We start from the raw sequence: 20,524 nt of genomic DNA on the forward strand, positions 1-20,524 counted from the left end.
GTCTACCGCCGCAGAAAGGCCCGGGCCTCGGGCTCATCGCCGCGCTGCTCGGCCATGGCCTCTTCGACAACCACCACCGCCTCGGTCCGGTTCCGCGCGCCCAACCGCCGCAGAAGCGCCGTGATATGGGCCTTCACCGTGGCTTCGGCGAGCGACAGCTCATAGGCGATCTCCTTGTTCGGCTTGCCCTTGCAGATCAGCCGCATGATGCGCTGCTGCTGAGGGGTCAGCTCCGCAAGCTTCGGATGGTCAAACTCCGCCGAAAGCTCATCGGCATCGCTGGTCTCGGCCTTGCGGAAATCCTTGGGCACGAAGGTCCCGCCCGCCGCGATCTTGGCCAGCACCGTGCGCAGCTGCGAGGCCGAGGTGTCCTTGGGCAGAAAGCCCGCGGCACCTTCGGCCAGCAGGGATTGCACCAGCTCCACCGAGGCCAGGGACGAAATCACGAGGATCCGCGAATTCGGCAGGCGGTTGCGCAGGGTCTTGAAACCCGACACGCCGGTTACATCCGGCAGCTTCAGATCGAACATCACCAAATCCGGGTCAAAGCCCTGCACGGCGGTCTCAAGGGCGGCGTTCAGGGTCTGGGCCTTGCGGATATCGCAGCCCGAAAACATCATCTCCAGTGCCGATTCCAACGCATCGCTATAAAGCGGGTGGTCATCGACAATCAGGATCGATGAGACGGGTCGCGCTTCGATCGCCGAACGTAACGGTTGCATGTTTTCCTCCCCCGGGACTCAACCCTACTGAGAAATTGAGACATTTCAACGGTTCTGCGCAGGGCGCAGCCTGTGGTCGTCTGTCGGACGCGTCCGGGGCCCCGGGCGCGCTCAGGATGTTCCGGCCAGAAAGGACCGGGCAAACCGGCGCAGATCCGGCGGCGCAGCCCGCGGGTCGAACACCGCCTCGTCGAGCTTGCGCAAAAGGGCCGCGCGGGCCTCGGACGGGCCGTCCCGCGTCAGGATCTGGCGGGCCATGCGGCGCAAGGTGGCGACCTCGCCCGTCCGCGCCGCCCGGCGCAGCCCCCGCGCCAGCGGATCAAAAAGCCGGAACCGGTGCAGCGCCGAGAGCCCGGCAAATTGCCGACCCGCCAGCGTCCAGCCCGCCCCGCCGAGAAAGACCAGACCCGCCAAGAGCGCCACGGGCCAACCCGGCAGGCGCGCCTGCACCAGCGCGGCCTGCGGGAGGGGCGCGACCGGCGCCTCCGGGACCACCGTGCCATAGGCCACCCGCTGGGCCGAGATCGTCACCGCGCGGTCCTCCCGGTGGACCGTGTCGAAATAGTCAAAGCTCAGGGGTTCCACGATGGTCGAGGTGTCGTTGCCTGGCCGGATCGTCCAGCGCCAGAACGCATAGGAGATCGGGCCGTCCGGCGAGAGCTCGACAAAGCGTTTCTCCGGATGGGGAAAGATCATCGCCGAGGGCGAGGTCAGGTCGGGCATGGGCGGGATCATCTCCGGCGTGACCCCCAGCGCCTCGACCCGCACGATCCGCAGCACCCCCTCCCCCGGGGCAAGCTGGTCCGGCGCGTTCGACCAATTGTCCGAGATCTCCAGCCGCTTGACCGGAAACCACCAGCCCTCGCGCGCCGGGGCCGGCGCGACCTCGAGGGTCAGGGGCGCGGTCTCGATGCGGTGCTCGAACCATTCATCCGCCTCGTCGGTTAGGGTCAGCTTGTGGGTGAAGGACCCGATGGTCAGCGTGCCCGCCGCGTCCGGGTAGAGCGCCATGCGCCGGGTGAAGGTCTTGACCTTGGCGCCATTCAGCCGTTCCTCGCGCCAGGTATCCGCCCCGAGCTGGGTCCAGCTGAACCCGTCGAGATCCGGCTGCACGATTTCCTCGCGGGTGATGTGACGGCGATAGATCCCCCGCAAGGTGATCAGCACCATCTCGCGCGCCATGGGCATGTGATCGGTCTCTTCGAGCTCCACCCAGATCTCCAGCTCCTCGGGCAGGACCTGACTGGATTGCGCCGCAGCGAGCCCCGGCATCAGCCAAAGACAGATCAGCAGACCCCATCTCATCGCGGATCCTCCGCCTTGGGGGGTGAGAGGCCAAGCTTCTGGCGGCGCTTGTACTCCGCCGAGATCCGCGCCGCGAGATACTCGCCCGGCACATCACCCAGCTGTTCGAGCCAGCGCTCATCGGCGATCATGAACTGGTCGTCAAAGACCCGCCGCACCCCGAGCCGCCCGCGACTGTCGAGCTCCGCAAGACCCAGCATGGTGTTCGAGTTCGTCACCTCGCTCCCGGTGCCCGCCGCCCGGGCATCGCCGCGCGCGATGAAGCTCTCCTCCTGCGGGCCCTCCTTGCGCTCGGGGAAGAGACCCAGCGCCTCGGGATCGATCCCCAGCCCCGCGTAATAGGCCGCGACCACGTCGAAATTCGCCCGGGCATCCGGATCGCCCCTGGCATCGGCCAGATCAAACGCCTCCAGCGCGGCCGCATGCTGACCGCGATGGGCCTCCGCATTGCCCCGGTTGTAGAACGCCCCCGCCGTCTCGAAGGCCGCCGCCGCCCCGTCGAAATCCCCGCCCCGGTAGAGGGCCACGCCCCGCCATTCGGGATCGGGAAAGAGCGGCGCCGCCAGCCCCGGCAGCCCCATGGCCAGCAGGACCCGCCCAAAGGGCGCGCCCCCGCCAAGCGCCATGGCCGCGACCAATGCGGCGGCGGCGATCAGGGCCAGCCCCTTCATGCGGCCCCCTTCCGGAACAGCAGCAGCAGCGGCAGCAAGGCCAGCGCCAACAGGTACCGCCCCATATCCTTCCAGAAAAGGAGCGGGTAATCCTGCGCCTCGAGCCGGGTCCGCGCCTCCTCCCGCATCCAGTCGGAAAAGGCATCCGTCTCCTCCAGGGTGAACACCGCCCCCTGCCCCGCCGCCGCATGGGTGGCAAAGGCGGGCCGCGGCTCCAGGAGCGAGACCAGCGAGAGCCGCGCGCCCTGCTCCGCAATGGCCGCCGCAGCCTGAAGCGAGGCAGGACCGAGCCCGTCCCCATCGGTGAAGAGAACCACATCCCCCGCGATCACCTCCGCATCCGCCAGAAGCTGCGCCGCCAGCGCCAGCGCCCGCTCGGGCCGCGAGCCGCCATCGGGCACGATCTCCGGCGAGAGCAGCGAGAAGGTCTGGCCGAGCTGCAGGTGATCGCCGGTCATATCCGTGGCCACATAGGCATCCCCGCCATAGACGATCAGCCCCCCGGGCCGGGTCCCGAGCGAAGCCAGCCCGAACCGCCCCATGGTCAGCATCTGCGGCCAGCGGGCATCCTCGGTCACGCTCGGCGAGGCATCGACCAGAAAGAGCACCCCGTCGAGATTGCGGTAGGACAGGGTATCGCGCCGCTCCAGCGCAGGCCCGCTCAGGGCCAGCAGGATCACCGCCAGGGCCGCCAGCAGCGCCCAGAGCGGGCCACGGCTGCTCTGGCTGTCCACCCGCCCCAGCGCCGTCATCGCCGCCAGCAGCGCGGGATCCACCGCCCGCTGCCAGTCGCCCAGCCCGCCCCGGCGCCGCAACAGCCACCAGCCGATCCCGACCAGCGCCCCCAGCGCCAGCAGCCATCCAGGCCGCAACAGGGTCAGTTCCAGCCCGCTCATGACAGCTCCCGCCAGCCGAACCAGAGCCCGATCACCGCCGCCAGTGCCGCAGGCCAGACCCAGTATTCGCGATAGATTTCAGCCGCCAGCCCGTCGCCATCCGTGGCCTCCAGCCGGTCCAGCGCCTCGGTCACCGCCAGCAGATCCTCCGTGGTCCGCACGCGAAAGCTCTCGCCGCCCGAGATCTGGGCAATCGCCCGCAAGGTGGCCGCATCCACCACGCCACGCTCGCCGACCTCCGCCGTGGTCAGGTCCTTGGGCCCCAGCGCGATGGTATGGACCCGCACCCCGCTCCGCGCGGCCAGCTCCGCCACCCCGCGCGGGTTCGTGGCCCCTGCATTGTTGATCCCGTCCGAGAGCAGGATGACCACCCGGCTCGCCGCCGCACTGTCCCTGAGCCGCTTGAGCGCGAGGCCCAGACCGTCGGAGATATTCGTCGCCCGGCCCGAGATCCCGATCGTCGCCTCCTCGATCCGGCGCGCCACGGACTCGGTGTCAAAGGTGAAGGGCGAGGCGTAATAGGCCTCCGAGCCGAACACGATCAGCGCCACGCGGTCCCCGGCCCGGCGCCGGGCGAAATCCGCCCCCACCGTGGTCACCGCCTCCAGTCGCGTGACCGCGCGGTCGCCCAGATGGAAATCATCCCGCACCATGGAGCCCGAGAGGTCGAGCACGATGGCCAGATCCCGGCCCGAGACCTTCAGCGCCGAGATCGGCGCCAGATCCCGCGGCCCCGACATAGCCAGAAGCACCAGCCCCCAGATCAGCCAGAGCGTGGCCTGCCGCGCGGTCAGCCCGCCGGTCCGGGTCCGGCTGCGCCCCGCAGCCACCAGCGCCGCGCCCACCCGGTCTGGCACGATGATCGCGCCGCCGGTCACCTCTCCGCCCCGCAGGAACCGCAGCACCAGAAAGGGCAGCGGCAACAGGAGCAGGACCCAGGGATCGGCAAGGTCAAACAAGACGCGCCACCTCCGCCTCCAGCGTGGCCAAAGCCACCCCGCCCCCGGGGGCATACAGCCCCTCGCGCAGATGCGCGTAGCGCTCCGGCGCATGGGCGCGCAAGAGATGCAGCAGGGCCGTGCGCCGCGCCGCCTCCGGCAGGGTGTCCAATGCGGCCACCCGCGCGCGCAGGGACGGTTGCACCGGGCGCGTCCGCCGCAGGCTCAGGGCCCGCAAGGCCGCCGCCACCAGAAGCGCGCCAAGGGCCGCGAGCCCCACCGCCACGCAAAGCTCGGCCAGACCACCCCCGGGGGCACTGGCCGGCAGGTGAATGTCCCGCAGGCTGGTCAGCATGGCCGCCTCGGAAAGCGCGCGCTCACTCATGCGGCCCGCTCCGCCGGAAAGGCCGCCACGATGCGCCGGGCCGTGGCCGCGACCTCGGCACCTGCATCCAGCACCAGCGCGGGCTGCCCGGCCACCTCTCGGACCGGCAGGGACCCGGGCGCGCTCTCCGGGGCGCCACCGCCCCCCAGCGCCACGCGCAGACGTTGCCCGTCGCGGGTCACGATTGGATAGATCCCCCGGGGCAGGTCCTGCCCGTCCGAGATCAGCACCAGCCTTGGCACCCGCCGCCGCGCCAGCGCGTTGAGCCGATCCGCGAGCTCCGGCCCCGGCACGTCGAAGCCCGAGGCGATGACGATCTCGCTGCCCGAGGGCACGATCCGATCCGCCCGCGCCAGCCCCTGATCGAGCACCGGGTCCTGCCCCTCGCCCGCCGCCATGGCGGCAAGGGCGGCCTCATGGGCCCGCACCAGCCCGCCGATCACGTTGAGCATGCCCCGCACCCGTCCCGCAGGCGGCACCACCACCGGCGCGCCGGGTCCCAGGGCCAGCAGGCCCACGCGCCCGCCGCTCTCGATCACGTTCCAGCCGATCAGGGCCAGCGCCTCCGCCGCCGCGACCGAACGGAACGCCCGCCGCACCCCCCAGAGCATGGCGGGCCGGAAATCCGCCACGAGCAGGGTGACCCGGTCACGCTCTTCCTGGAACTCGCGCACATGCAACCGCCCTGTCCGCGCCGTGGTGCCCCGGTCCAGATGCCGGATGTCATCACCGGCCACGTATTCCCGCACATCCGCCACCTCGAGCCCATGGCCCTTGCGCCGCGTGGCAAAGCCACCGGGCAAAGCGGCGAGCACGGGCGGGGGCTCGGCCGTCAGCACCATGCGGCGCAGCGCGATCAACGCCTCCGGGCGCAGGGCAATCCCGGGCGCGGAGAGCGCCTCGGTCACAGCGGCTCGACCTGGGCCAGGATATCGCGCACCACGTCGCGCGGCTTGCGCCCATCGGCCACCGCGCGCCAGCTCAGCACCATCCGGTGCGCCAGGGCATCTCCGGCGAGCTCCGCCACATCCTCGGGGATCGCGTAATCCCGGCCCTGCAACAGGGCGCGCGCCCGGGCCGCCGCCGCCAGCGCCAGCGAGCCCCGGGGCGAGACGGCGTGCTCCACATCCGCCGCGAGCGGGCCCTCGCGCGTGGCCATCACGAGCCGGACGATATAGTCCCGCAGCTCCGGCGCCAGATGGATGCCGCGCACCTCGGCCCGCGCCGCGTTCAACGCCTCCAGAGACAGGGACTGACCCGGCACGGGGCCCGCCTGGGTTTCGGCCTCCACCAGATCGAGGATCTGACGCTCGGTCTCGGGGCCCGGCAGGTCCAGCACCGTGTGCAGCAGGAACCGGTCAAGCTGCGCCTCGGGCAGCGGGAAGGTCCCGTCATGCTCGATCGGGTTCTGGGTCGCCACGACCAGAAACGGCTCCGGCAGAGGGTGCGTTTCGACCCCCGCGGTCACCTGCTGCTCGGCCATGGCCTCCAGCAGGGCCGATTGCACCTTGGGCGGCGCGCGGTTGATCTCGTCGACCAGCACGAGGTTGTTGAAGACCGGGCCGCGCACGAACTCAAACGCCCCGTCCTGGGGCTTGTAAACCGGCGTGCCCGTCACGTCCGAGGGCATGAGGTCCGGCGTACACTGGATCCGGGCAAAACTGCCCTCCACCGCATCCGACAGCCACTTCACCGCCCGGGTCTTGGCGAGCCCCGGCGCCCCTTCGATCAGAAGATGCCCATCCGCCAGCAGCGCCACGAGGAGCCGTTCGATCAGCGCTTCATGGCCTACAAGACCTGCTGCGAGATGGGCGCTCAATGCAGCGACACCCGCGTCGCGGGGGGTCGGTCTTGTATCCATGTGTCCTCCTCACCGCCGTCGGCGCGGCGTTCCCATCACGGTAGCCGAGGACATGGTTTGCGCAAACACCGCAGAAAGTCTTAACCGCGCGCCGCCCCGATGGGCGCCCGCGCCAGCAGAAACCCGGACCGACCCCGCGCCCTGGATCTCCGTTTAGATCTCCGGGCGCTGGCACCCGGGGGCAAAGATCTCGGCAAAGCGCGGGTCGTCCATGGTCTCCTGCGCCTGCACCAGCAGCCGGTCGTATTCCACATCGATATACTCGATGAAGGCCGGCTCCACGGTCTGGTCCACCGGCGCCTGTGCCACCGCATGGAGCATGAAGACATCGAACGCGCATAGCCCCGGCGGGTTCGAGTTCAACAGCCCCCGCATGAAGGCCCGGCTCTCCCAGTTCAGCCGGTGCAGGTTCGTCGGCAGCTCCTGCAACTTGGACTGAAACTCCGCCGCCCGATCAAAGAGCAGGATATCCATCCCGAAGGTGAAGGACTGAAACAGCTCCTCGATCAGGATCGACTTGTAAAACAGGGTCTCCAGCGCGCCGAGCCGGTTCAGCGCGGGCTGCTTGACCATGATATGGGTCCCCAGCCCCCGGCGCCCGAAAAAGGTCTGCGCCATGGCCGGAGACGAGACCGCATAGGACCGCCGATCCGGCAGGCCCAGCTGATAGGTCTGGTTCAGCCAGCGCAGGTCATTGGAGAGATCCCCATTGGGCGGATAGCCGGAATAGAGCCGCAGGATCACCGTCCGTCCGGCCCCGCAATTGGCCGCACTCCGCCCCGCATAGCGCATGGTCAGGGGCTTGCCGAAGACGTGATGGGCCAGATCCCGAAAGGTGTTGATGATCGCAAGCGAGGCCGGATGCGGCTTCTCCCCCACCAGACACAGGCTCGCCCCCGCCAGATCCCGCCCGTTGATATGCACCGGGATCGACATGTCCCGACCCACCATGGTCGTGCGCAGCTCGTAATTCCAGCCGCGCTTTGCCAGATCGACAAAGGTCGCCCGGTCCGCATGGGCGGCTGTCGCCAGCGCCAGGGCACAAAGAATCGTCAGAAGCAGGGATCGCATAGGGGGCCTCCAATGGGATGAAAGTAGTCGAGGACCCTTAGCCGTCCAATAATACCAAGGGTTGCCCCCCATCCGAGCCCGGAAAGGCCGCGGAATTGAGCGCTCGGGGCAGGTCCGCGCCCCCGATCTGCACAGGCACCGCCCCGCGCCCCCAGGGCAGCACGCGGCAGTTTCCCGTTGTGCGCGCGGCTCGGTCGGGCCAGCATCTCGCCATGACACACGCCTTTCGCGCCCTGCTGACCGCCCTCGCCCTCCTGCTGCACCCAATGGCCGCTGCCGCCCAGCAGATCGAGCCCCGCCTGCTCGCCTCTGTGGTGTCGGTCCTGCCGGTCTGGCCCGGGCAGGTCCAGGGCGGCGCAGGCACCCGCCCCGGCCTCGCCCCCGAAGGCAGCGGCGTGGCCATCGCGCCGGGGGTCATCGCCACTGCCTGGCATGTGATCGAGCCCGCCGAACGGATCGACATCCGGCTCTCGGACGGGCGCATCCTGCCCGCCGAGCTCATCGCCGGGGACGCGGCCACCGACATCGCGCTCCTGGCCATCGCGGCCAGCCCCCCTGCCCTGCCCCGCGCCGAGCAGGTCACCCTGACCGAGCCGGTCTGCGCCATCGGCAACGCCTTTGGCCTCGGCCTCTCGGTCAGTTGCGGCGTGGTCTCCGCCACCGGGGTCAGCAATGCGGGCTTCAACCCGGTCGAGGATTTCGTCCAGACCGATGCCGCCATCAATCCCGGCATGTCCGGCGGCGCGCTGGTCACCGCCGATGGTCGGCTGGCGGGCCTGATCTCGGCCATTTTCGCCTCCGAAACCGACAGCAATATCGGCATCAATTTCGCCGTTTCCGCCCCGCTCCTGGACCGGGTGAGCGCAGCCCTCCTGACGGATGGGATCGCGCGCTACCCCCGCCCGGGCTGGCGGCTCGCCATGCCGGATCGCGACGTGCTTGCCCGGATCGCCGCGCCGCAAATCGCGGATCTGGAGGCGGACGGCCCCGCCGCCCGCGCGGGGCTCCAACCTGGGGATCTGGTCCTGCGCATTGGCTCCCGCCCGGTCCGCACCCCGCGCGACGGGATCGCCGCCCTCGCCCTGCTGCCCCAGGACGCGCCAAGCGTGGCGATCACCCTCGAGCGCGACGGTCAGGTGCAAGAGCTGGTGATGGACCTCCGCGCCCCCGACACCGGGACGCAGAGCGTGCAAAGCCTCGGCGATTGCCCCCATCCCGCCCCGGTTTGCCAGATGCGGCAGGCGGTCTTCCCGATCTCCAGCTTCGATCCCGTGGGCAGCGCCACCCGGATCGGGCCCGACCTGCTGGTGACGAACCGCCATGTGGTCGGCGACCGGCGCGATGCGGTGGTCCACACGCCCGCCGGGCCGCGCGGGGCGCGAGTCCTGCCCTCCGCCTATCCCGGCGATCTGGTGCTGCTCTCGGTGGATGGTCTGCCCGAGCAGGGCGCGATCCCGCCCCTTGAGGACGGCGCGCGCGCCACGGGCGATCTCTATGTGGTCGGCGCCGATATCTCCCGCGCCGAGATCCGCGTGTTCGAGCCGGGCGGCCTCATCGCGCCCCCTGCCACGGGCGCGGAGCTTGGCCGTCTCCACACCCGCGCGCGGATGCAACCGGGGGTCAGCGGCGGCGCGCTGCTGGACGCAGAGGGGCAGCTTCTGGGCATCGCCGTCGGCGGCGGGGATGGCCGCTACGAGGCAATCCCCCTGCGCGATCTGACCCGCCTCATCGCCCTGCAGGAGGATCCCACGGCCGAGCCCATCACCGAGACGCTCGGCACCGCCTTTGCCGCCTGCGCCACAGCTCTGGAGGACGCGCGCAGCACGCCGCCCGATCCCACCCGCCTCGCCGAGACCTGCGCCGCGGGTCAGAACCACGGCCAGCTTCTGGAGGCCGGGCGCGCCCTCTCCCAGCTTGGCGCGTTCGAGGCCGCCGCCACCCTCCATGGCGCCGCGGTCGAGCAGGTCCCGAACTCGATCAATGCCCGCATGTCGCTTCTGGTGTCCCTGCAACTGGGCGCGCGCTTTGCCGAGATGACGCCCCATGCCCGCTGGCTGATGACCGCCGCGCCGGACGACCCGCAAGCCCTGCGCTTTTCGATCCAGTCCGGGGTCTGGGGCGGCGATCCGGACCTGGCAGAGACCGGATATCAGGCTCTTCTCAAGGCCGATCCGATCCAGGCCCAGGCCGCGCGCCGCTTCATCGATGCCGCCCCGCCTGCGCCCAGCCCGCGCTAGCCCCTTCTGCGGGCTCAGTCCTGCAACGGGTCCGCGATCCAGCCCACGGCCAGCACGCCCGCCCGCTCAAAGGGCGATGGCACCGCCCGGGCAAAGATCCGCGTCCGCAGCTCTGCCGCGCTCAGCCCCGGCTCCGCCGCAAGGATCCGCGCCGCCAGGGCCGCCAGCCGCGGCACCGCATAGCTCGACCCGGAGGCCACGCCCTTGGCGCCCCGGAAATCCGTGATCTCGAGGTTTTCCGCCGGCAGCATGAGGTCCACATGCGCCGCGCCCCAGTTCGAGCCTGTCGCCAGCCGCCCGAACCCATCCGCCGAGGTCACGGTGATCACATGCTCCGAGGCCAGCGCCGCCGGATAGATCGGCCGCGCATCGATATCGACCCCGTCATTGCCCGCCGAAACAATGGCCAGCATGTCCCTGGCCTCCAGCACCTCGAGGAACCGGGTCCAGTCCTCCAACCGTCGACTGCCCAGAGGCATGGCCACGATCCGCGCCCCCGCCGCGTGAGCCTCGGTCAAAGCCGCCCCCAACCGCGCCATATCGGGCCGGGGATAGCGATAGGGGATCATCGCCGCCCCCGGCGCCTCGCGCACGAACACCGAGGCCACCGTGGTGCCATGGCGGATCGGAAAGAACGCCCCCCGCGCCACGTCTCCGTCATAGGGATAGGGGTCGAGATCCCAGAAATCATAGCCCAGAGGCCGCCCGATCTCGTCCCGCGCCAGCTGATCCCGGAACAGCGGCAGATCATAGGCGAGCCCGGAATCCACGAAGGCCACGCGCGGCCCACCCGGATCCCGCCCCTCGGGCCAGGGCGCCTGCAGGGTCTCGGTCCAGCGCAGGGTCGCAAGATCCCCGTCGAGCTGGTCGAGATAGCGATACGCCCCCTCTCCCGCCCGGATCGCCCGCGCCGATTGCACAATGCAGGACCCGTCGGCAATCGCCTGCATCGCGGGCTCCGGCCCCTCGGGACCCGGCGCATACCAGGCCATGCGGAACTGAAACGGCCGCCCATTCACCACCCGCTGCTCCAACCGCAACTCCCCGGCATCGGGCGTGGCCAGGGTCACCCGCACCCGACGCGGCGCGACCGGATCAGGCCAGGCCTCTTCCCTCAGCATCCAGGTGCCCGGCAGCGCGGTCTGCGCGTCAAACCCGCTGAGTGTCTCCAGCGGGCAGACCGCCTCGGCCACACGGGCCAGCCAATCCCGCCCATCCTGCGCCCGGGCCGTCCCACTCCACAGAAGCAGGGTCAAACCACAGAGCACAGACCGAGAGACAAGGGAGGTCACCATGCCCGAAGAGTGGCGCAGAACGCGCAGAGGTCAATCGCCAAACCCGGCACCGCCCTAGGGCGCGTCAAACGCATCGGGCTGCAACTCCCGCCAGAAAGCGATGATCGCCCGGGCGTTGCGCGGCGACATCCAGCCATGGCGCTCGAAATCCCCGCGCGCCTCCGGCGTGTCGAGCTGTGCCGCAAAAAGCCGCCGATCCGCATCCCGCTGGGTCGGCGACCGCCCCGCAATGATCCCCTGCACCCGCTTGAGCTGATCCGCCCGGCTGCCGGGATCAGGCTCTGAAACAGGCTCTTCAACAGGGGTTTGCGCCTCACTCAGCACCGCCGTCAGATACCCGACCGGACTACGCACCCCCTCGCGCCCATCGACATAATCGAGCTTTGCCGCCACATCCGCCTCCCCGTGATCGCGCAACCATTGCCGCGCCAGCCGGTCACTGGCCCCCAAAGCCCGCAGCCGCGCATAGACCGGGCCCGTGCGCAGCCCCTCCCCGTCATCAATGTTCAGAATCGACAGCTGCGGGTTCCGCGCGATCAGAAACCGGATCTCCGCGACCTGCCGCCCCCGCTTGCGCGTCTCCGGCGTCACCACGATGTCCGACGTGCGGTTCACCTCCGCCACGGCGGGCTTGATGATCTTCGCGTTCAGGTGCTTGTAACTCTCGTAATAGGCACTGCCATCGACCCCCATCAGCCGCCGGAACAGCTCCAGCGACCACCAGCCCGTGGACCCCGTGCGCACGAACCGAAAACAGTTCTCGTAAAGCGCCAGCGCATGGCCCGAGGTAAAGCGCCGCTGGATATCCAGGTTGATCAGGGCAAAGACCTTGGGATCATGCAGTTTCTCCGCCAGTGCTGCCGAATACCCGTATTCGCACACCCCGTCCTTCAGCTTGGCATAGGCCAGAAGGCTCGAAATCCCCCATTCCTCCCGCCCGGTCTCGTCGAGCATGTTCCACTCGGCCACCGTCTCCGCCAGCCCGCGCAGGGAGGCCTTGAGCGTCTCCATATCGTTGGAATTGTAGCCCACCATCTGACACAGGGTCCGCGCGTCGATCGCATGGGCGCTCCGCGTGGTCAGCGTGTCATAGGCGTTCAGCAACAGCACATTCGACAGCTTGCGCTGCAACAGCGTCAGCTTGCCGGAGACGTGGATTGCGGCCACGTTTTTCTTCACGGATCCCCGACGGAGGGCTCCGGTCAGGCGATCCCGTTCGGGGAGGTCTGCCATATCTTGTCCAGTCTGCTCGATTCGGACTTATCTTTTGCTTGAGTATCGGCCCGAAGGCACCCACAAACAAGAGGGGGCTGGGTTCCTTTGCATCGACGTGAAAGGCACCCGGATACGGGATGGCCGGATTTGCTCGGGGACCCGTTTACGGGAGGCGTAGGGCCGGATCGACCCAAAACCGGGAAAAACCCTTGTGAAGAGCCTATACAAGGCCCCCTACCCCGCGAATCGGCCCCGCTCGTCCCGTAGACAGGTGCCTTTCCTCCCGGAATCAGGCCCCCTGGGTCCTGTTTTCGGGCACCCAACGCGGCTCAAGGCATTGGTATTGTTGCGATAATTACACGCAAAGACTCTAAAGATCTCAAAGATAATAAATCAACGGAGGCTGTTTTCTCTTTGATTTAGAGACATATTTCGCCCAGCAGCCCGTTCCGAGATTCACTTTGAGCCCTCGATGTGCGATATTTGCGAAAACATCAGCAATAATCGAGCACATCACCGAGGACGCCATGCCACCCACAGGCAAGACCCCCCTACCCCCATACACCAATCTGGACCCTGAAGCCGCCGCTGCCAAGCTCTCGGATCCCATCGACACCATCCGCTTTGCCAAGGCCGCCGCTTTCGCTGCGAAAGGCCGGGATGATCTGGCCCGGCGGGGCTATGCGCCTGACGGCCAGAAGCGGCTCCGGCGCTTCTCCACATGGGAGGTTTGCCGCTACCTGATCCCGGTGGCGCCAGCCCATTTCCGGCGGGTGCTCAAGGCCCATCCGGACCTGCCCCAGGGCACTGGCGAAGGGGGCTCCAAATGGTTCACCCTTGAGGAGGTTCTGGCCCTTCGTGACCATTTCGATGCCGAGGGCGTCGCGACCCGCGAATACCGCCCCTGGCGGCCCGAGGGCCTGCCGGCCAAGGTGATCGCCGTGGCCAATTTCAAGGGCGGTGTGGGCAAGACCTCCACGGCCGCGCATCTGGCCATGTCCGCAGCGCTTGATGGCTACAAGGTGCTCGTGGTGGATCTCGATAGCCAGGGCTCCATGACCTCGATCATGGGCGGCTCGGTGCAGGATGAGTGGCAGACGGCCTTCCCGCTGATCGCCAAGGATTACGCCCAGGCCGTGCAGGCGGAGAACACCGTCCGGGCCGCAGCGGGCCAGCCGCCCCTGCCCTTTGACGAGACGCTGACCGAAGCCCTGAGCATCGCGCCCCGGGATCTGATCCAGTCGACCCACTGGCCCAATATCGATCTGATCGGCGCGCAGCTGAACCTCTACTGGGCGGAGTTTCAGGTCCCGGTCTGGCGGATGCAGCTGCGCTCCTGGCCGCTCTGGGACGGGCTGACCAACGCGCTGGAGGGGGCTGGGCTACTGGACGAGTATGACATCGTCCTGCTCGATACGCCCCCGGCGCTGGGATACCTGACGATCAACGCGCTGGCGGCGGCGGATATCCTGCTGGTGCCCCTCGGGGCCTCCTTTCTGGAGTTCGACAGCACGGGCCGGTTCTTCGACATGCTCTACTCGACCTTCGCCAGCATCGAGGATGGCGAGAACGCCGCGCGGCGGCGGGACGGGCTCCTGGAGATGCGGTTCGAATGGGACGCGGTGCGGGCCCTGATCACCCGGTTCGACGCGAACCAGCAGACCGATCTGGCCAATGTCATCCAGGCCTATTTCGGGGATTTCATGACGACCTACCGGCAGGAATACACCGCCATGGTCGGACAGGCCGGGGAGCAAGTGAACGGCATCTACGAGGCCGATTACCGGGACTTCAACCGCGAGACCTATATCCGCGGGCGCGAGACCTTTGACCGGACCTGGGCGGAGGTGAAGGACATCCTGATCGGGACTTGGTGGCGGGACCTTCAGATGGAAAAGGCGGAGCAGACTCAGCCGCAGCAGGAGGCAGCAACCCATGGCTAAGCGCAGACGTCTGGAGACCCCGAGCAGCGAAGATCTGACCAAGATCGATGCGGAGTTTCGCCGCGAGACCCCGAGCCGTCCGGCCGCACCCATCGCCCAGGTCGCGGCGGATGCGGCGGCGCTCGCCCCGACCCTGGACCCGGCGACCCGGGCGGAGGCGGCGCGGGACAAGACCGATGCGGAGCGGATGCGCGCGGCGGAGGCCGAGGGTCTGCTGATCCGGGAGGTCCCGCTGGAGGAGATTGACGCGGATGCCATGGTCCGGGACCGGATGGCGCTCAGCGAAGAGGATCTGCTGGAGCTGCGCCTGTCGATCGCCGAGCATGGGCTGCGCCTGCCGATCGAGGTGTTCGAGCTCTCGGAGCCCAGCGAGGGGCGCCGCTATGGCCTTCTGTCGGGGTACCGGCGGCTGATGGCCTATCGCTATCTCGACCAGCTCAACAAGTCGGATCGCTATGCGCGGATCAAGGCGCTGGTGCGGCCCCGTCAGACCATCGATGTGGCCTATACGGCCATGGTCGAGGAGAACGAGATCCGCGCCTCCCTGAGCCACTACGAGCGGGGACGGATCGCGGTGATCGCGGCGAACCAGGGGGCCTTCACGAATGTGGAGGCGGCGGTGGAGAAGCTCTTCTCCTCGGCGAGCAAGGCCAAGCGGTCCAAGGTCCGGAGCTTTGCCCTGGTCTTTGAGGAGCTGGGGGACATGCTGGCCTTCCCGGAGGCCCTGACGGAGCGGCGAGGGCTGCAGCTGGCCACGGCCCTGCGGGGAGGGGCGGAGCAGCGGTTCCGCATCGTTCTGGAGGAGGGCAAGCCCACCAGTCCGGAGGAGGAATGGACCCTCTTGGAGCTGGTGGTCACCGAGGCCGACGAGATGCCCCGCAAGCCCAAGCGGATGGGGCGCCCGAAAATGTCGGTGCCCCCGGCGGGCTGGCATGGGCGGGACATGCTGCAGACCTCGACCGGGGTCACGATCCGCCGCGAAACCGATGGGCGGGGCTATCTGCTGCGGCTGGAGGGCAAGACCCTGACCTCGGATGCCATGGAGACGATCATGCTCCAGATCCGGAACCTCCTGGAGGCCGACGGGAAGGGTTGAGACGGGTTTCGCGTGCGAAACGCGGGTTTCGCGCGCGAAACTCCCCGAAATAATCGTTATATTTCAACACCCCTTCTTGATCTGTCTGCGAAAACCCCCAAATTGACAGCAATGCTAGCACTTCATATGATGCGGCAGACCCAGATCGCGGAGACCCCATGCCGACCCTGACCGTGCGCAATATCGAACCCGAGCTTCATGACTTCCTCCGGCAGGAGGCGGCCCGCCATGGCCGGTCCATGGAGGCGGAGGTGCGCGCGCTCCTGCGGGCGCGGATGGCGGCTGAGGGCCGCTCGCCCCGGGATCTGGCCGCGGCGATCCGGGCCCGATTTGCCGATCTGGACGAGGCCTGGGATGGGACCCTGCCGCTGCCTGCGCGGAGCCCGCTGCCGGATCCGATCGACCTGGGGTCCTGAGGCGCGCCGATGCTGATCCTTGATACGAATGTGGTGTCGGAGCTGATGAAGCCCGCGCCCTCGGACGCGCTTCTGCGCTGGTTTCAGGACACGCCGCCGGAGCCGCTCGCCCTGACCTCGGTCACGGTGGCGGAGCTGCGCTATGGCATCGCGGTGCTGCCCGAGGGCAAGCGCAAGGCGCGGCTGGGGCAGGCGGTGACGGATATGCTGGCGCAGGAGTTTCCCGGCCTCGTGCTGCCCTTTGATCAGGCGGCGGCGGAGCAGTATGGCGTGCTGGCCGCGACACACCGGGCGGCGGGGCACACTCCGGGTCAGGCAGATGTCATGATCGCCGCGATTGCGGCGGCCCATGGCGCCGGGGTGGCGACGCGGAACCTGAAGGATTTCCAGGGGCTGGGCCTGCGGCTGCTGAACCCGTTCGCGGGCTAGGCGGGGCAGGGGAGGGGGCTCGGCCCCCCGTGAGAGCGCCTGAGCGCCCTCAGGAGCGCCTCAGGAGGCCGGTTCGGGGGTCTTGCCCGGTTGGCTCCGATAGACCAGTGGCGCGTCCTCCTGCGCGGCGTGCGTGTCTGCCTGGGTCTGCAGCGCCCCGTGATGGGGGGATTTCACGCAAACCGGGTCCGTCGCGCTCGCATCGCCGAGGATCGCCATGGCCTGACAGCGGCAGCCGCCGAAATCCACGGTCTTGCGTTCGCAGCTCGAACAGGGTTCGGACATCCACTCGGTGCCGCGATAGGCGTTGAAGGCGCTGCCTTCGTACCAGATGTCCGACAGGCCGCGCGCGGTGACGTTGTCGAAGCTCAGATGCGGGATGGATTGGGCCGCGTGGCAGGGCAGGACCGTGCCATCGGGGGTGACGTTCAGCCCGGAGGTGCCCCAGCCGCCCATGCAGCGTTTCGGGTAATCCTCGTGGTAGTCGGCGGGCACGTAGTCGATGACGAGCTGGCCCTTGAGGCGGGCGCGGGCCTCGGCGACGATGGCGGTGGCTTCGCGGGCCTGTTCGCGGGTCGGCATGAGCGCATCGCGGTTCTTGAGCGCCCAGCCGTGGAACTGGACCGTGGCGACCTCGATCCGGCGGGCGCCCATCTCGAGCGCCATTTCCAGCGCGCGGGGCAGCTGGTGCAGGTTGCGCCGGTGCAGCACCGCGTTGAGGGTCAGGGGGAAGCCGATGGCGCCGATCCATTCGGCGACCTGCATCTTGCGGTCAAACCCGCCCTTGTAGCCGCCGATCTCGTCGGCCATTTCCGGGTTGGTGCCTTGCAGCGAGAGCTGGATATGGTCGAGCCCGGCCTCGTCGAGCTCGGCCAGGCGGCGTTCGGTGAGCCCGATCCCGGAGGTGATCAGGTTGGTGTAGAGCCCGGCGGTGCGGGCGGCCTCGACCAGCGGGACAAGGTCGCGGCGCGACACCGGCTCGCCCCCGGAGAGGTGGAGTTGCAGCACGCCCAGCTCGGCGGCCTCGCGGAAGACGCGGGTCCAGGTCTCGGTGTCGAGCTCGGCCTCCTTGCGGGCCATCTCGATCGGGTTGGAGCAATAGGGGCAGGAGAGCGGGCAGCGATAGGTCAGCTCCGCCAGCATGGCGATGGGGGGCGGGGGCGCGTTGGTCGTCATGCGTCCACATCCAGGAAGCGGCGGCTGCGCAGGGCGTCGAGGAAGCTCGCGCTGTCGGCGGCGATCTGGTCCTGGGGCGCGTTATAGGCCTCGGACAGGGCCCGGGTGATTTCGCCGAAACTGCGGGCGCCGTCGACCTCGGACAGGATGGCGTGGCCGATCTGGTCGAGGGTCACGGCGCGTTCCGGCGCCAGGAGCACCCAGGTCTCGCGGACCTTGTCGAAATGCAGGCGCACACCGCGGGGCAGGCTGGGGATTTCGGCGGCTTCCATCAGGAGGCCTGCTTGTGCTGGGCGAGGCCCTCATGGGGCTGCCAGGCGCCGGGGGGGATGCGGCCGGGCTCCACATAAGCGGCGCTGAGCGCATCGAGCTGGGCCCAGAGCACATCGGTCTTGAAGATCAGGGCCTTGGCGGCGGCGTCCTGCTTTTCCTGCGTGTCCGCGTGGTCGAGCACCCAGGAGAGGCCAAAGGCCACGTCCTTGGGGGCCTCTTTCAGCCGGTTGCGGAAGTAGCTGAGCGAGCTGTCATCGGCGAAGGCGTAGTTTTTCAGCAGGCCCTGGATGCGGTTGGCGTGGATCTTGGGGGCGAAAAGCTCGGTCAGGGAGGCGGCGACGGCCTCGAGCAGGGTCTTTTCGCGGACAAACCGCACATAGGCGTCCACGGCGAATTTCGTGGCGGGCAGAACGCCCTCGCGGGAGGCGACATAGTCGGGGTCGAGCCCCACCGCCTCGGCCAGACGGAGCCAGCGGCGGATCCCGCCCTCGTTCTCGGCGGTGCCGTCATGGTCCTCGATCCGCGAGCGCCAGGCCCGGCGGAGATCGGGGGTCTCGACCCGGGACATGAAGGCGGCGTCCTTCATGGGGATCGAGTGCTGGTAGTAATACCGGTTGATCACCCAGGCGCGGACCTGATCCGGGGTACAGGACCCGCCATGGAGCCGGTCGTGGAACGGGTGCAGGTCGTGGTAGCGCTCGGCGCCGATCTGGCGCAGGCGGGCTTCGAATTGCTCACGGGTTTGGGCCATTCAGGACACCTCCATACCGTCTTGGCCGATGATCCAGCCGGCGGCCTCGGCTTGCGCCTTTTCGACCGAACTGGGGCGGAGCACCGGGTTGGTGTTGTTCATGTGGACAAAGATCTTCTGGCGGATCGACAGGCCCGCGAAGGCCGCAAGGGAGCCGTCCGGGCCGCTCATGGACATATGGCCCATGCGCTTGCCGGTCTTGTGGCTGAGCCCGGCCTGGACCATCTCGTCATCGGCCCAGAGCGTGCCGTCGAAAAACAGGGTATCGGCCCCGTCGAGCCGGTCCCGCAGGTCGTCATTCAGGAGCGCGCAGCCGGGGATGTAGAAGGCGGTCTTTTCCGCCGTTTCGAGCCGGACGCCCACGGTCTGGTCGCCGATGAGCTCGGTCTCGACCGTCTCGCCCTCGAGATAGAGGGGGACCTTGCCGGGGACCGGAAAGAGCGTCGCCGTAAGGCCCGGGGCCAACTCAAACGGAGTGTCGAGCGCGATGGTCTCGCGCGGCACCACATCGGCATTCACGGCGTTGAAAATCGGGTTTTCGGCCAGCACCTCGTGGATCCCGGCGGTGGCAAAGAGCCGGAAGGGCTGCATTTCCCGCAGGGTCAGCAGGCCCGCCACATGGTCGATATCGCCATTGGTCACCAGCACGCTGCTGAGCGGGAGCGTGCGCAGATCCGTGGGATGGAGTGCGGGCGTATCGGCCAGCTGTCCGCGGATGTCGGGCGAGGCATTGAGCACGGCCCAGGACACACCATCGGCGGTCACGGCAAGCGAGGACTGGGTCTGGGAGGGGATGGTGCCGGATCGGGCGAGATTGCAGTTCTCACACCCGCAATTCCACTGGGGCAGGCCGCCTCCGGCAGCGGCGCCGAGGATCTGCGCGCGGAATGTCATTCACGCCATCCCGCGCGTCAGAAGTCTTAGAACAGAACTTCGCGCTCGTCGTCGCTGTCCGGTCCGTACATGTTGATTTCCATTCCGCACTCGATTTCGCGCAGGATCGGCTTGGTCCATGCCATGGTGTTGTCCTCCCTCGGGGATCGTTAACGTATCTGAATACCGTGGCAGAGTGACGCTTGTCAGGCGACTCTTATATTCTAAGAACCCCATGTCGCAGCCCCGCTCAATGCTCTGCAAAGACCGGGGAATGCCCGGAGAGACAGAAGCCGCGATTGCGGATCGTCTTGATTTCAAAGCCAAAATCCGCCGTGGCCAGCTTGCGCCGCAGATAGCCCACATAGACATCCACCACGTTTTCGTTATTGGCGCCCTCGGCCGCCCAGAGCGTGTCATACAGCGTGCTGCGGGGCTGGGGATCCTCGCCCGAGCGGGTCAGCAGCGCCAGCAGATCATATTCCCGCTCGGTCAGGGTCACGCTGTCGGAGCCGGTCTCGAGACGGCGGGTCGCCTCCACCAGACGGGCGGGGGCGCTGCGCTGCGCCATGGCGCGATGCTCCTGCACGCGCAGGCGCGCGACCAGTTCGTCGAAGTGGAAGGGCTTGATCACGTAGTCATCCGCCCCGGCCTCGAGCCCGGCGGCGCGATGTTCCACATCCGAGAGGGCCGAGAGCATCAGGATGGGCAGGGTCGCCCCCCCGGCGCGGGCGGATTTCACCAGATCGACCCCGGAGTCCGAGCCCAGCATCACATCGACGATGGCCCCGTTATACTGCCCCTTGGTCAGGCGGCTGAGCGCGCGGTCGGCGCGGTTCTCGGCCTCGGCCTCATAGCCATGGAGCGCCAGCCCCCGGACGAGGGCCGAGGTGATCTCGGGGTCATCTTCAACGATCAGGAGTCGCGATGTCATGGCCGCAGTGTGCGGGTCCGCGCCCGGAGTGACAACT

22 protein-coding genes are annotated in these 20,524 nt (G+C 68.4%); 5 read left to right on the top strand and 17 right to left on the bottom strand.

Going from position 1 to position 20,524, the window contains the following annotated elements:
• Nucleotides 1-2: 2 nt before the first annotated feature.
• From ACP153_RS14550 to ACP153_RS14590, 9 genes are all read right to left on the bottom strand, one after another.
• A complete protein-coding gene (locus ACP153_RS14550; protein WP_424971731.1) occupies nucleotides 3-722 on the bottom strand; it encodes a response regulator in 720 nt (239 codons plus the stop codon).
• 111 nt (nucleotides 723-833) lie between these two features.
• Nucleotides 834-2,027 (bottom strand): hypothetical protein, encoded by a 1,194-nt coding sequence (locus ACP153_RS14555; RefSeq protein ID WP_424971732.1) that lies wholly within the window; start codon nucleotides 2,025-2,027, stop codon nucleotides 834-836.
• Nucleotides 2,024-2,698 (bottom strand): hypothetical protein, encoded by a 675-nt coding sequence (locus tag ACP153_RS14560; protein WP_424971733.1) that lies wholly within the window; start codon nucleotides 2,696-2,698, stop codon nucleotides 2,024-2,026. Before ACP153_RS14560 ends, ACP153_RS14555 begins: the two co-directional genes overlap by 4 nt.
• A complete protein-coding gene (locus ACP153_RS14565; RefSeq protein WP_424971734.1) occupies nucleotides 2,695-3,594 on the bottom strand; it encodes a VWA domain-containing protein in 900 nt (299 codons plus the stop codon). Before ACP153_RS14565 ends, ACP153_RS14560 begins: the two co-directional genes overlap by 4 nt.
• Nucleotides 3,591-4,553 (bottom strand): VWA domain-containing protein, encoded by a 963-nt coding sequence (locus ACP153_RS14570; protein WP_424971735.1) that lies wholly within the window; start codon nucleotides 4,551-4,553, stop codon nucleotides 3,591-3,593. The genes ACP153_RS14565 and ACP153_RS14570 overlap by 4 nt, the downstream gene beginning before the upstream one ends.
• Complete coding sequence (locus ACP153_RS14575) at nucleotides 4,546-4,917, bottom strand: hypothetical protein (protein WP_424971736.1); 372 nt, start codon at nucleotides 4,915-4,917, stop codon at nucleotides 4,546-4,548. Before ACP153_RS14575 ends, ACP153_RS14570 begins: the two co-directional genes overlap by 8 nt.
• Entirely contained in the window at nucleotides 4,914-5,825 is a 912-nt protein-coding gene (locus tag ACP153_RS14580) for a DUF58 domain-containing protein (protein ID WP_424971737.1), read from the bottom strand. Before ACP153_RS14580 ends, ACP153_RS14575 begins: the two co-directional genes overlap by 4 nt.
• Entirely contained in the window at nucleotides 5,822-6,778 is a 957-nt protein-coding gene (locus ACP153_RS14585; RefSeq protein ID WP_424971738.1) for an AAA family ATPase, read from the bottom strand. The genes ACP153_RS14580 and ACP153_RS14585 overlap by 4 nt, the downstream gene beginning before the upstream one ends.
• A gap of 153 nt (nucleotides 6,779-6,931) precedes the next feature.
• Nucleotides 6,932-7,849 (bottom strand): hypothetical protein, encoded by a 918-nt coding sequence (locus ACP153_RS14590; protein ID WP_424971739.1) that lies wholly within the window; start codon nucleotides 7,847-7,849, stop codon nucleotides 6,932-6,934.
• 212 nt (nucleotides 7,850-8,061) lie between these two features.
• Here ACP153_RS14590 and ACP153_RS14595 point away from each other — a divergent pair, with 212 nt between their 5' ends.
• Nucleotides 8,062-10,086 (top strand): trypsin-like peptidase domain-containing protein, encoded by a 2,025-nt coding sequence (locus ACP153_RS14595; protein WP_424971740.1) that lies wholly within the window; start codon nucleotides 8,062-8,064, stop codon nucleotides 10,084-10,086.
• 14 nt (nucleotides 10,087-10,100) lie between these two features.
• Here the strand turns inward: ACP153_RS14595 and ACP153_RS14600 are convergent, their stop codons facing one another.
• Both ACP153_RS14600 and ACP153_RS14605 read right to left on the bottom strand, forming a co-directional pair.
• Nucleotides 10,101-11,381 carry a S8 family serine peptidase gene (locus tag ACP153_RS14600; protein WP_424971741.1) on the bottom strand — a complete coding sequence of 427 codons (1,281 nt, stop codon included), beginning with the start codon at nucleotides 11,379-11,381 and terminating at the stop codon, nucleotides 10,101-10,103.
• 54 nt (nucleotides 11,382-11,435) lie between these two features.
• The gene (locus ACP153_RS14605; RefSeq protein WP_424971742.1) at nucleotides 11,436-12,614 is read right to left on the bottom strand and encodes a replication initiation protein; all 1,179 of its coding nucleotides are present in this window, start codon (nucleotides 12,612-12,614) and stop codon (nucleotides 11,436-11,438) included.
• 509 nt (nucleotides 12,615-13,123) lie between these two features.
• Between ACP153_RS14605 and ACP153_RS14610 the strand changes: the two genes are divergently transcribed.
• From ACP153_RS14610 to ACP153_RS14625, 4 genes are all read left to right on the top strand, one after another.
• Nucleotides 13,124-14,539, top strand: coding sequence for an AAA family ATPase (locus ACP153_RS14610; protein WP_424971743.1), 1,416 nt, complete (start codon nucleotides 13,124-13,126; stop codon nucleotides 14,537-14,539).
• The gene (locus ACP153_RS14615) at nucleotides 14,532-15,635 is read left to right on the top strand and encodes a ParB/RepB/Spo0J family partition protein (RefSeq protein ID WP_424971744.1); all 1,104 of its coding nucleotides are present in this window, start codon (nucleotides 14,532-14,534) and stop codon (nucleotides 15,633-15,635) included. The genes ACP153_RS14610 and ACP153_RS14615 overlap by 8 nt, the downstream gene beginning before the upstream one ends.
• A 158-nt stretch (nucleotides 15,636-15,793) precedes the next feature.
• Nucleotides 15,794-16,051 (top strand): FitA-like ribbon-helix-helix domain-containing protein, encoded by a 258-nt coding sequence (locus ACP153_RS14620; protein ID WP_424971745.1) that lies wholly within the window; start codon nucleotides 15,794-15,796, stop codon nucleotides 16,049-16,051.
• A 9-nt stretch (nucleotides 16,052-16,060) separates the two neighbouring features.
• Nucleotides 16,061-16,480: a type II toxin-antitoxin system VapC family toxin gene (locus ACP153_RS14625; protein WP_424971746.1), complete on the top strand. Its 420-nt coding sequence runs from the start codon at nucleotides 16,061-16,063 to the stop codon at nucleotides 16,478-16,480.
• Between the two features lie 60 nt (nucleotides 16,481-16,540).
• On the opposite strand, the gene pqqE is transcribed toward ACP153_RS14625, so the two are convergent.
• The 6 genes from pqqE to ACP153_RS14655 all read right to left on the bottom strand — a co-directional run bounded on the left by pqqE (nucleotide 16,541) and on the right by ACP153_RS14655 (nucleotide 20,487).
• Nucleotides 16,541-17,656, bottom strand: coding sequence for a pyrroloquinoline quinone biosynthesis protein PqqE (gene pqqE, locus ACP153_RS14630; RefSeq protein ID WP_424971747.1), 1,116 nt, complete (start codon nucleotides 17,654-17,656; stop codon nucleotides 16,541-16,543).
• A complete protein-coding gene (gene pqqD / locus ACP153_RS14635; protein WP_424971748.1) occupies nucleotides 17,653-17,928 on the bottom strand; it encodes a pyrroloquinoline quinone biosynthesis peptide chaperone PqqD in 276 nt (91 codons plus the stop codon). The genes pqqE and pqqD overlap by 4 nt, the downstream gene beginning before the upstream one ends.
• Complete coding sequence (gene pqqC, locus ACP153_RS14640) at nucleotides 17,928-18,680, bottom strand: pyrroloquinoline-quinone synthase PqqC (protein WP_424971749.1); 753 nt, start codon at nucleotides 18,678-18,680, stop codon at nucleotides 17,928-17,930. Before pqqC ends, pqqD begins: the two co-directional genes overlap by 1 nt.
• Nucleotides 18,681-19,574, bottom strand: coding sequence for a pyrroloquinoline quinone biosynthesis protein PqqB (gene pqqB, locus ACP153_RS14645; RefSeq protein WP_424971750.1), 894 nt, complete (start codon nucleotides 19,572-19,574; stop codon nucleotides 18,681-18,683).
• 26 nt (nucleotides 19,575-19,600) lie between these two features.
• On the bottom strand, nucleotides 19,601-19,699 hold the full coding sequence (gene pqqA / locus ACP153_RS14650; RefSeq protein WP_424971751.1) for a pyrroloquinoline quinone precursor peptide PqqA: 99 nt from the start codon (nucleotides 19,697-19,699) through the stop codon (nucleotides 19,601-19,603).
• A 104-nt stretch (nucleotides 19,700-19,803) separates the two neighbouring features.
• Nucleotides 19,804-20,487: a response regulator transcription factor gene (locus ACP153_RS14655; RefSeq protein ID WP_424971752.1), complete on the bottom strand. Its 684-nt coding sequence runs from the start codon at nucleotides 20,485-20,487 to the stop codon at nucleotides 19,804-19,806.
• Nucleotides 20,488-20,524: the final 37 nt, after the last annotated feature.

Source organism: Dinoroseobacter sp. S76 (assembly GCF_049801095.1).
Taxonomy (GTDB): Bacteria; Pseudomonadota; Alphaproteobacteria; order Rhodobacterales; family Rhodobacteraceae; genus Dinoroseobacter.

What these genes read in the sequence shown, in the direction of transcription:
- ACP153_RS14620 (WP_424971745.1), top strand. Translation starts at nt 15,794, where the DNA reads ATGCCGACCCTGACCGTGCGCAATATCGAACCCGAGCTTCATGACTTC.
- ACP153_RS14565 (WP_424971734.1), bottom strand. Translation starts at nt 3,594, where the DNA reads ATGAGCGGGCTGGAACTGACCCTGTTGCGGCCTGGATGGCTGCTGGCG.
- pqqD (WP_424971748.1), bottom strand. Translation starts at nt 17,928, where the DNA reads ATGGAAGCCGCCGAAATCCCCAGCCTGCCCCGCGGTGTGCGCCTGCAT.
- ACP153_RS14585 (WP_424971738.1), bottom strand. Translation starts at nt 6,778, where the DNA reads ATGGATACAAGACCGACCCCCCGCGACGCGGGTGTCGCTGCATTGAGC.
- pqqC (WP_424971749.1), bottom strand. Translation starts at nt 18,680, where the DNA reads ATGGCCCAAACCCGTGAGCAATTCGAAGCCCGCCTGCGCCAGATCGGC.
- ACP153_RS14600 (WP_424971741.1), bottom strand. Translation starts at nt 11,381, where the DNA reads ATGGTGACCTCCCTTGTCTCTCGGTCTGTGCTCTGTGGTTTGACCCTG.
- ACP153_RS14575 (WP_424971736.1), bottom strand. Translation starts at nt 4,917, where the DNA reads ATGAGTGAGCGCGCGCTTTCCGAGGCGGCCATGCTGACCAGCCTGCGG.
- ACP153_RS14550 (WP_424971731.1), bottom strand. Translation starts at nt 722, where the DNA reads ATGCAACCGTTACGTTCGGCGATCGAAGCGCGACCCGTCTCATCGATC.
- ACP153_RS14610 (WP_424971743.1), top strand. Translation starts at nt 13,124, where the DNA reads ATGCCACCCACAGGCAAGACCCCCCTACCCCCATACACCAATCTGGAC.
- ACP153_RS14615 (WP_424971744.1), top strand. Translation starts at nt 14,532, where the DNA reads ATGGCTAAGCGCAGACGTCTGGAGACCCCGAGCAGCGAAGATCTGACC.
- ACP153_RS14655 (WP_424971752.1), bottom strand. Translation starts at nt 20,487, where the DNA reads ATGACATCGCGACTCCTGATCGTTGAAGATGACCCCGAGATCACCTCG.
- ACP153_RS14605 (WP_424971742.1), bottom strand. Translation starts at nt 12,614, where the DNA reads ATGGCAGACCTCCCCGAACGGGATCGCCTGACCGGAGCCCTCCGTCGG.
- ACP153_RS14625 (WP_424971746.1), top strand. Translation starts at nt 16,061, where the DNA reads ATGCTGATCCTTGATACGAATGTGGTGTCGGAGCTGATGAAGCCCGCG.
- pqqA (WP_424971751.1), bottom strand. Translation starts at nt 19,699, where the DNA reads ATGGCATGGACCAAGCCGATCCTGCGCGAAATCGAGTGCGGAATGGAA.
- ACP153_RS14555 (WP_424971732.1), bottom strand. Translation starts at nt 2,027, where the DNA reads ATGAGATGGGGTCTGCTGATCTGTCTTTGGCTGATGCCGGGGCTCGCT.
- ACP153_RS14595 (WP_424971740.1), top strand. Translation starts at nt 8,062, where the DNA reads ATGACACACGCCTTTCGCGCCCTGCTGACCGCCCTCGCCCTCCTGCTG.
- ACP153_RS14590 (WP_424971739.1), bottom strand. Translation starts at nt 7,849, where the DNA reads ATGCGATCCCTGCTTCTGACGATTCTTTGTGCCCTGGCGCTGGCGACA.
- pqqB (WP_424971750.1), bottom strand. Translation starts at nt 19,574, where the DNA reads ATGACATTCCGCGCGCAGATCCTCGGCGCCGCTGCCGGAGGCGGCCTG.
- ACP153_RS14560 (WP_424971733.1), bottom strand. Translation starts at nt 2,698, where the DNA reads ATGAAGGGGCTGGCCCTGATCGCCGCCGCCGCATTGGTCGCGGCCATG.
- pqqE (WP_424971747.1), bottom strand. Translation starts at nt 17,656, where the DNA reads ATGACGACCAACGCGCCCCCGCCCCCCATCGCCATGCTGGCGGAGCTG.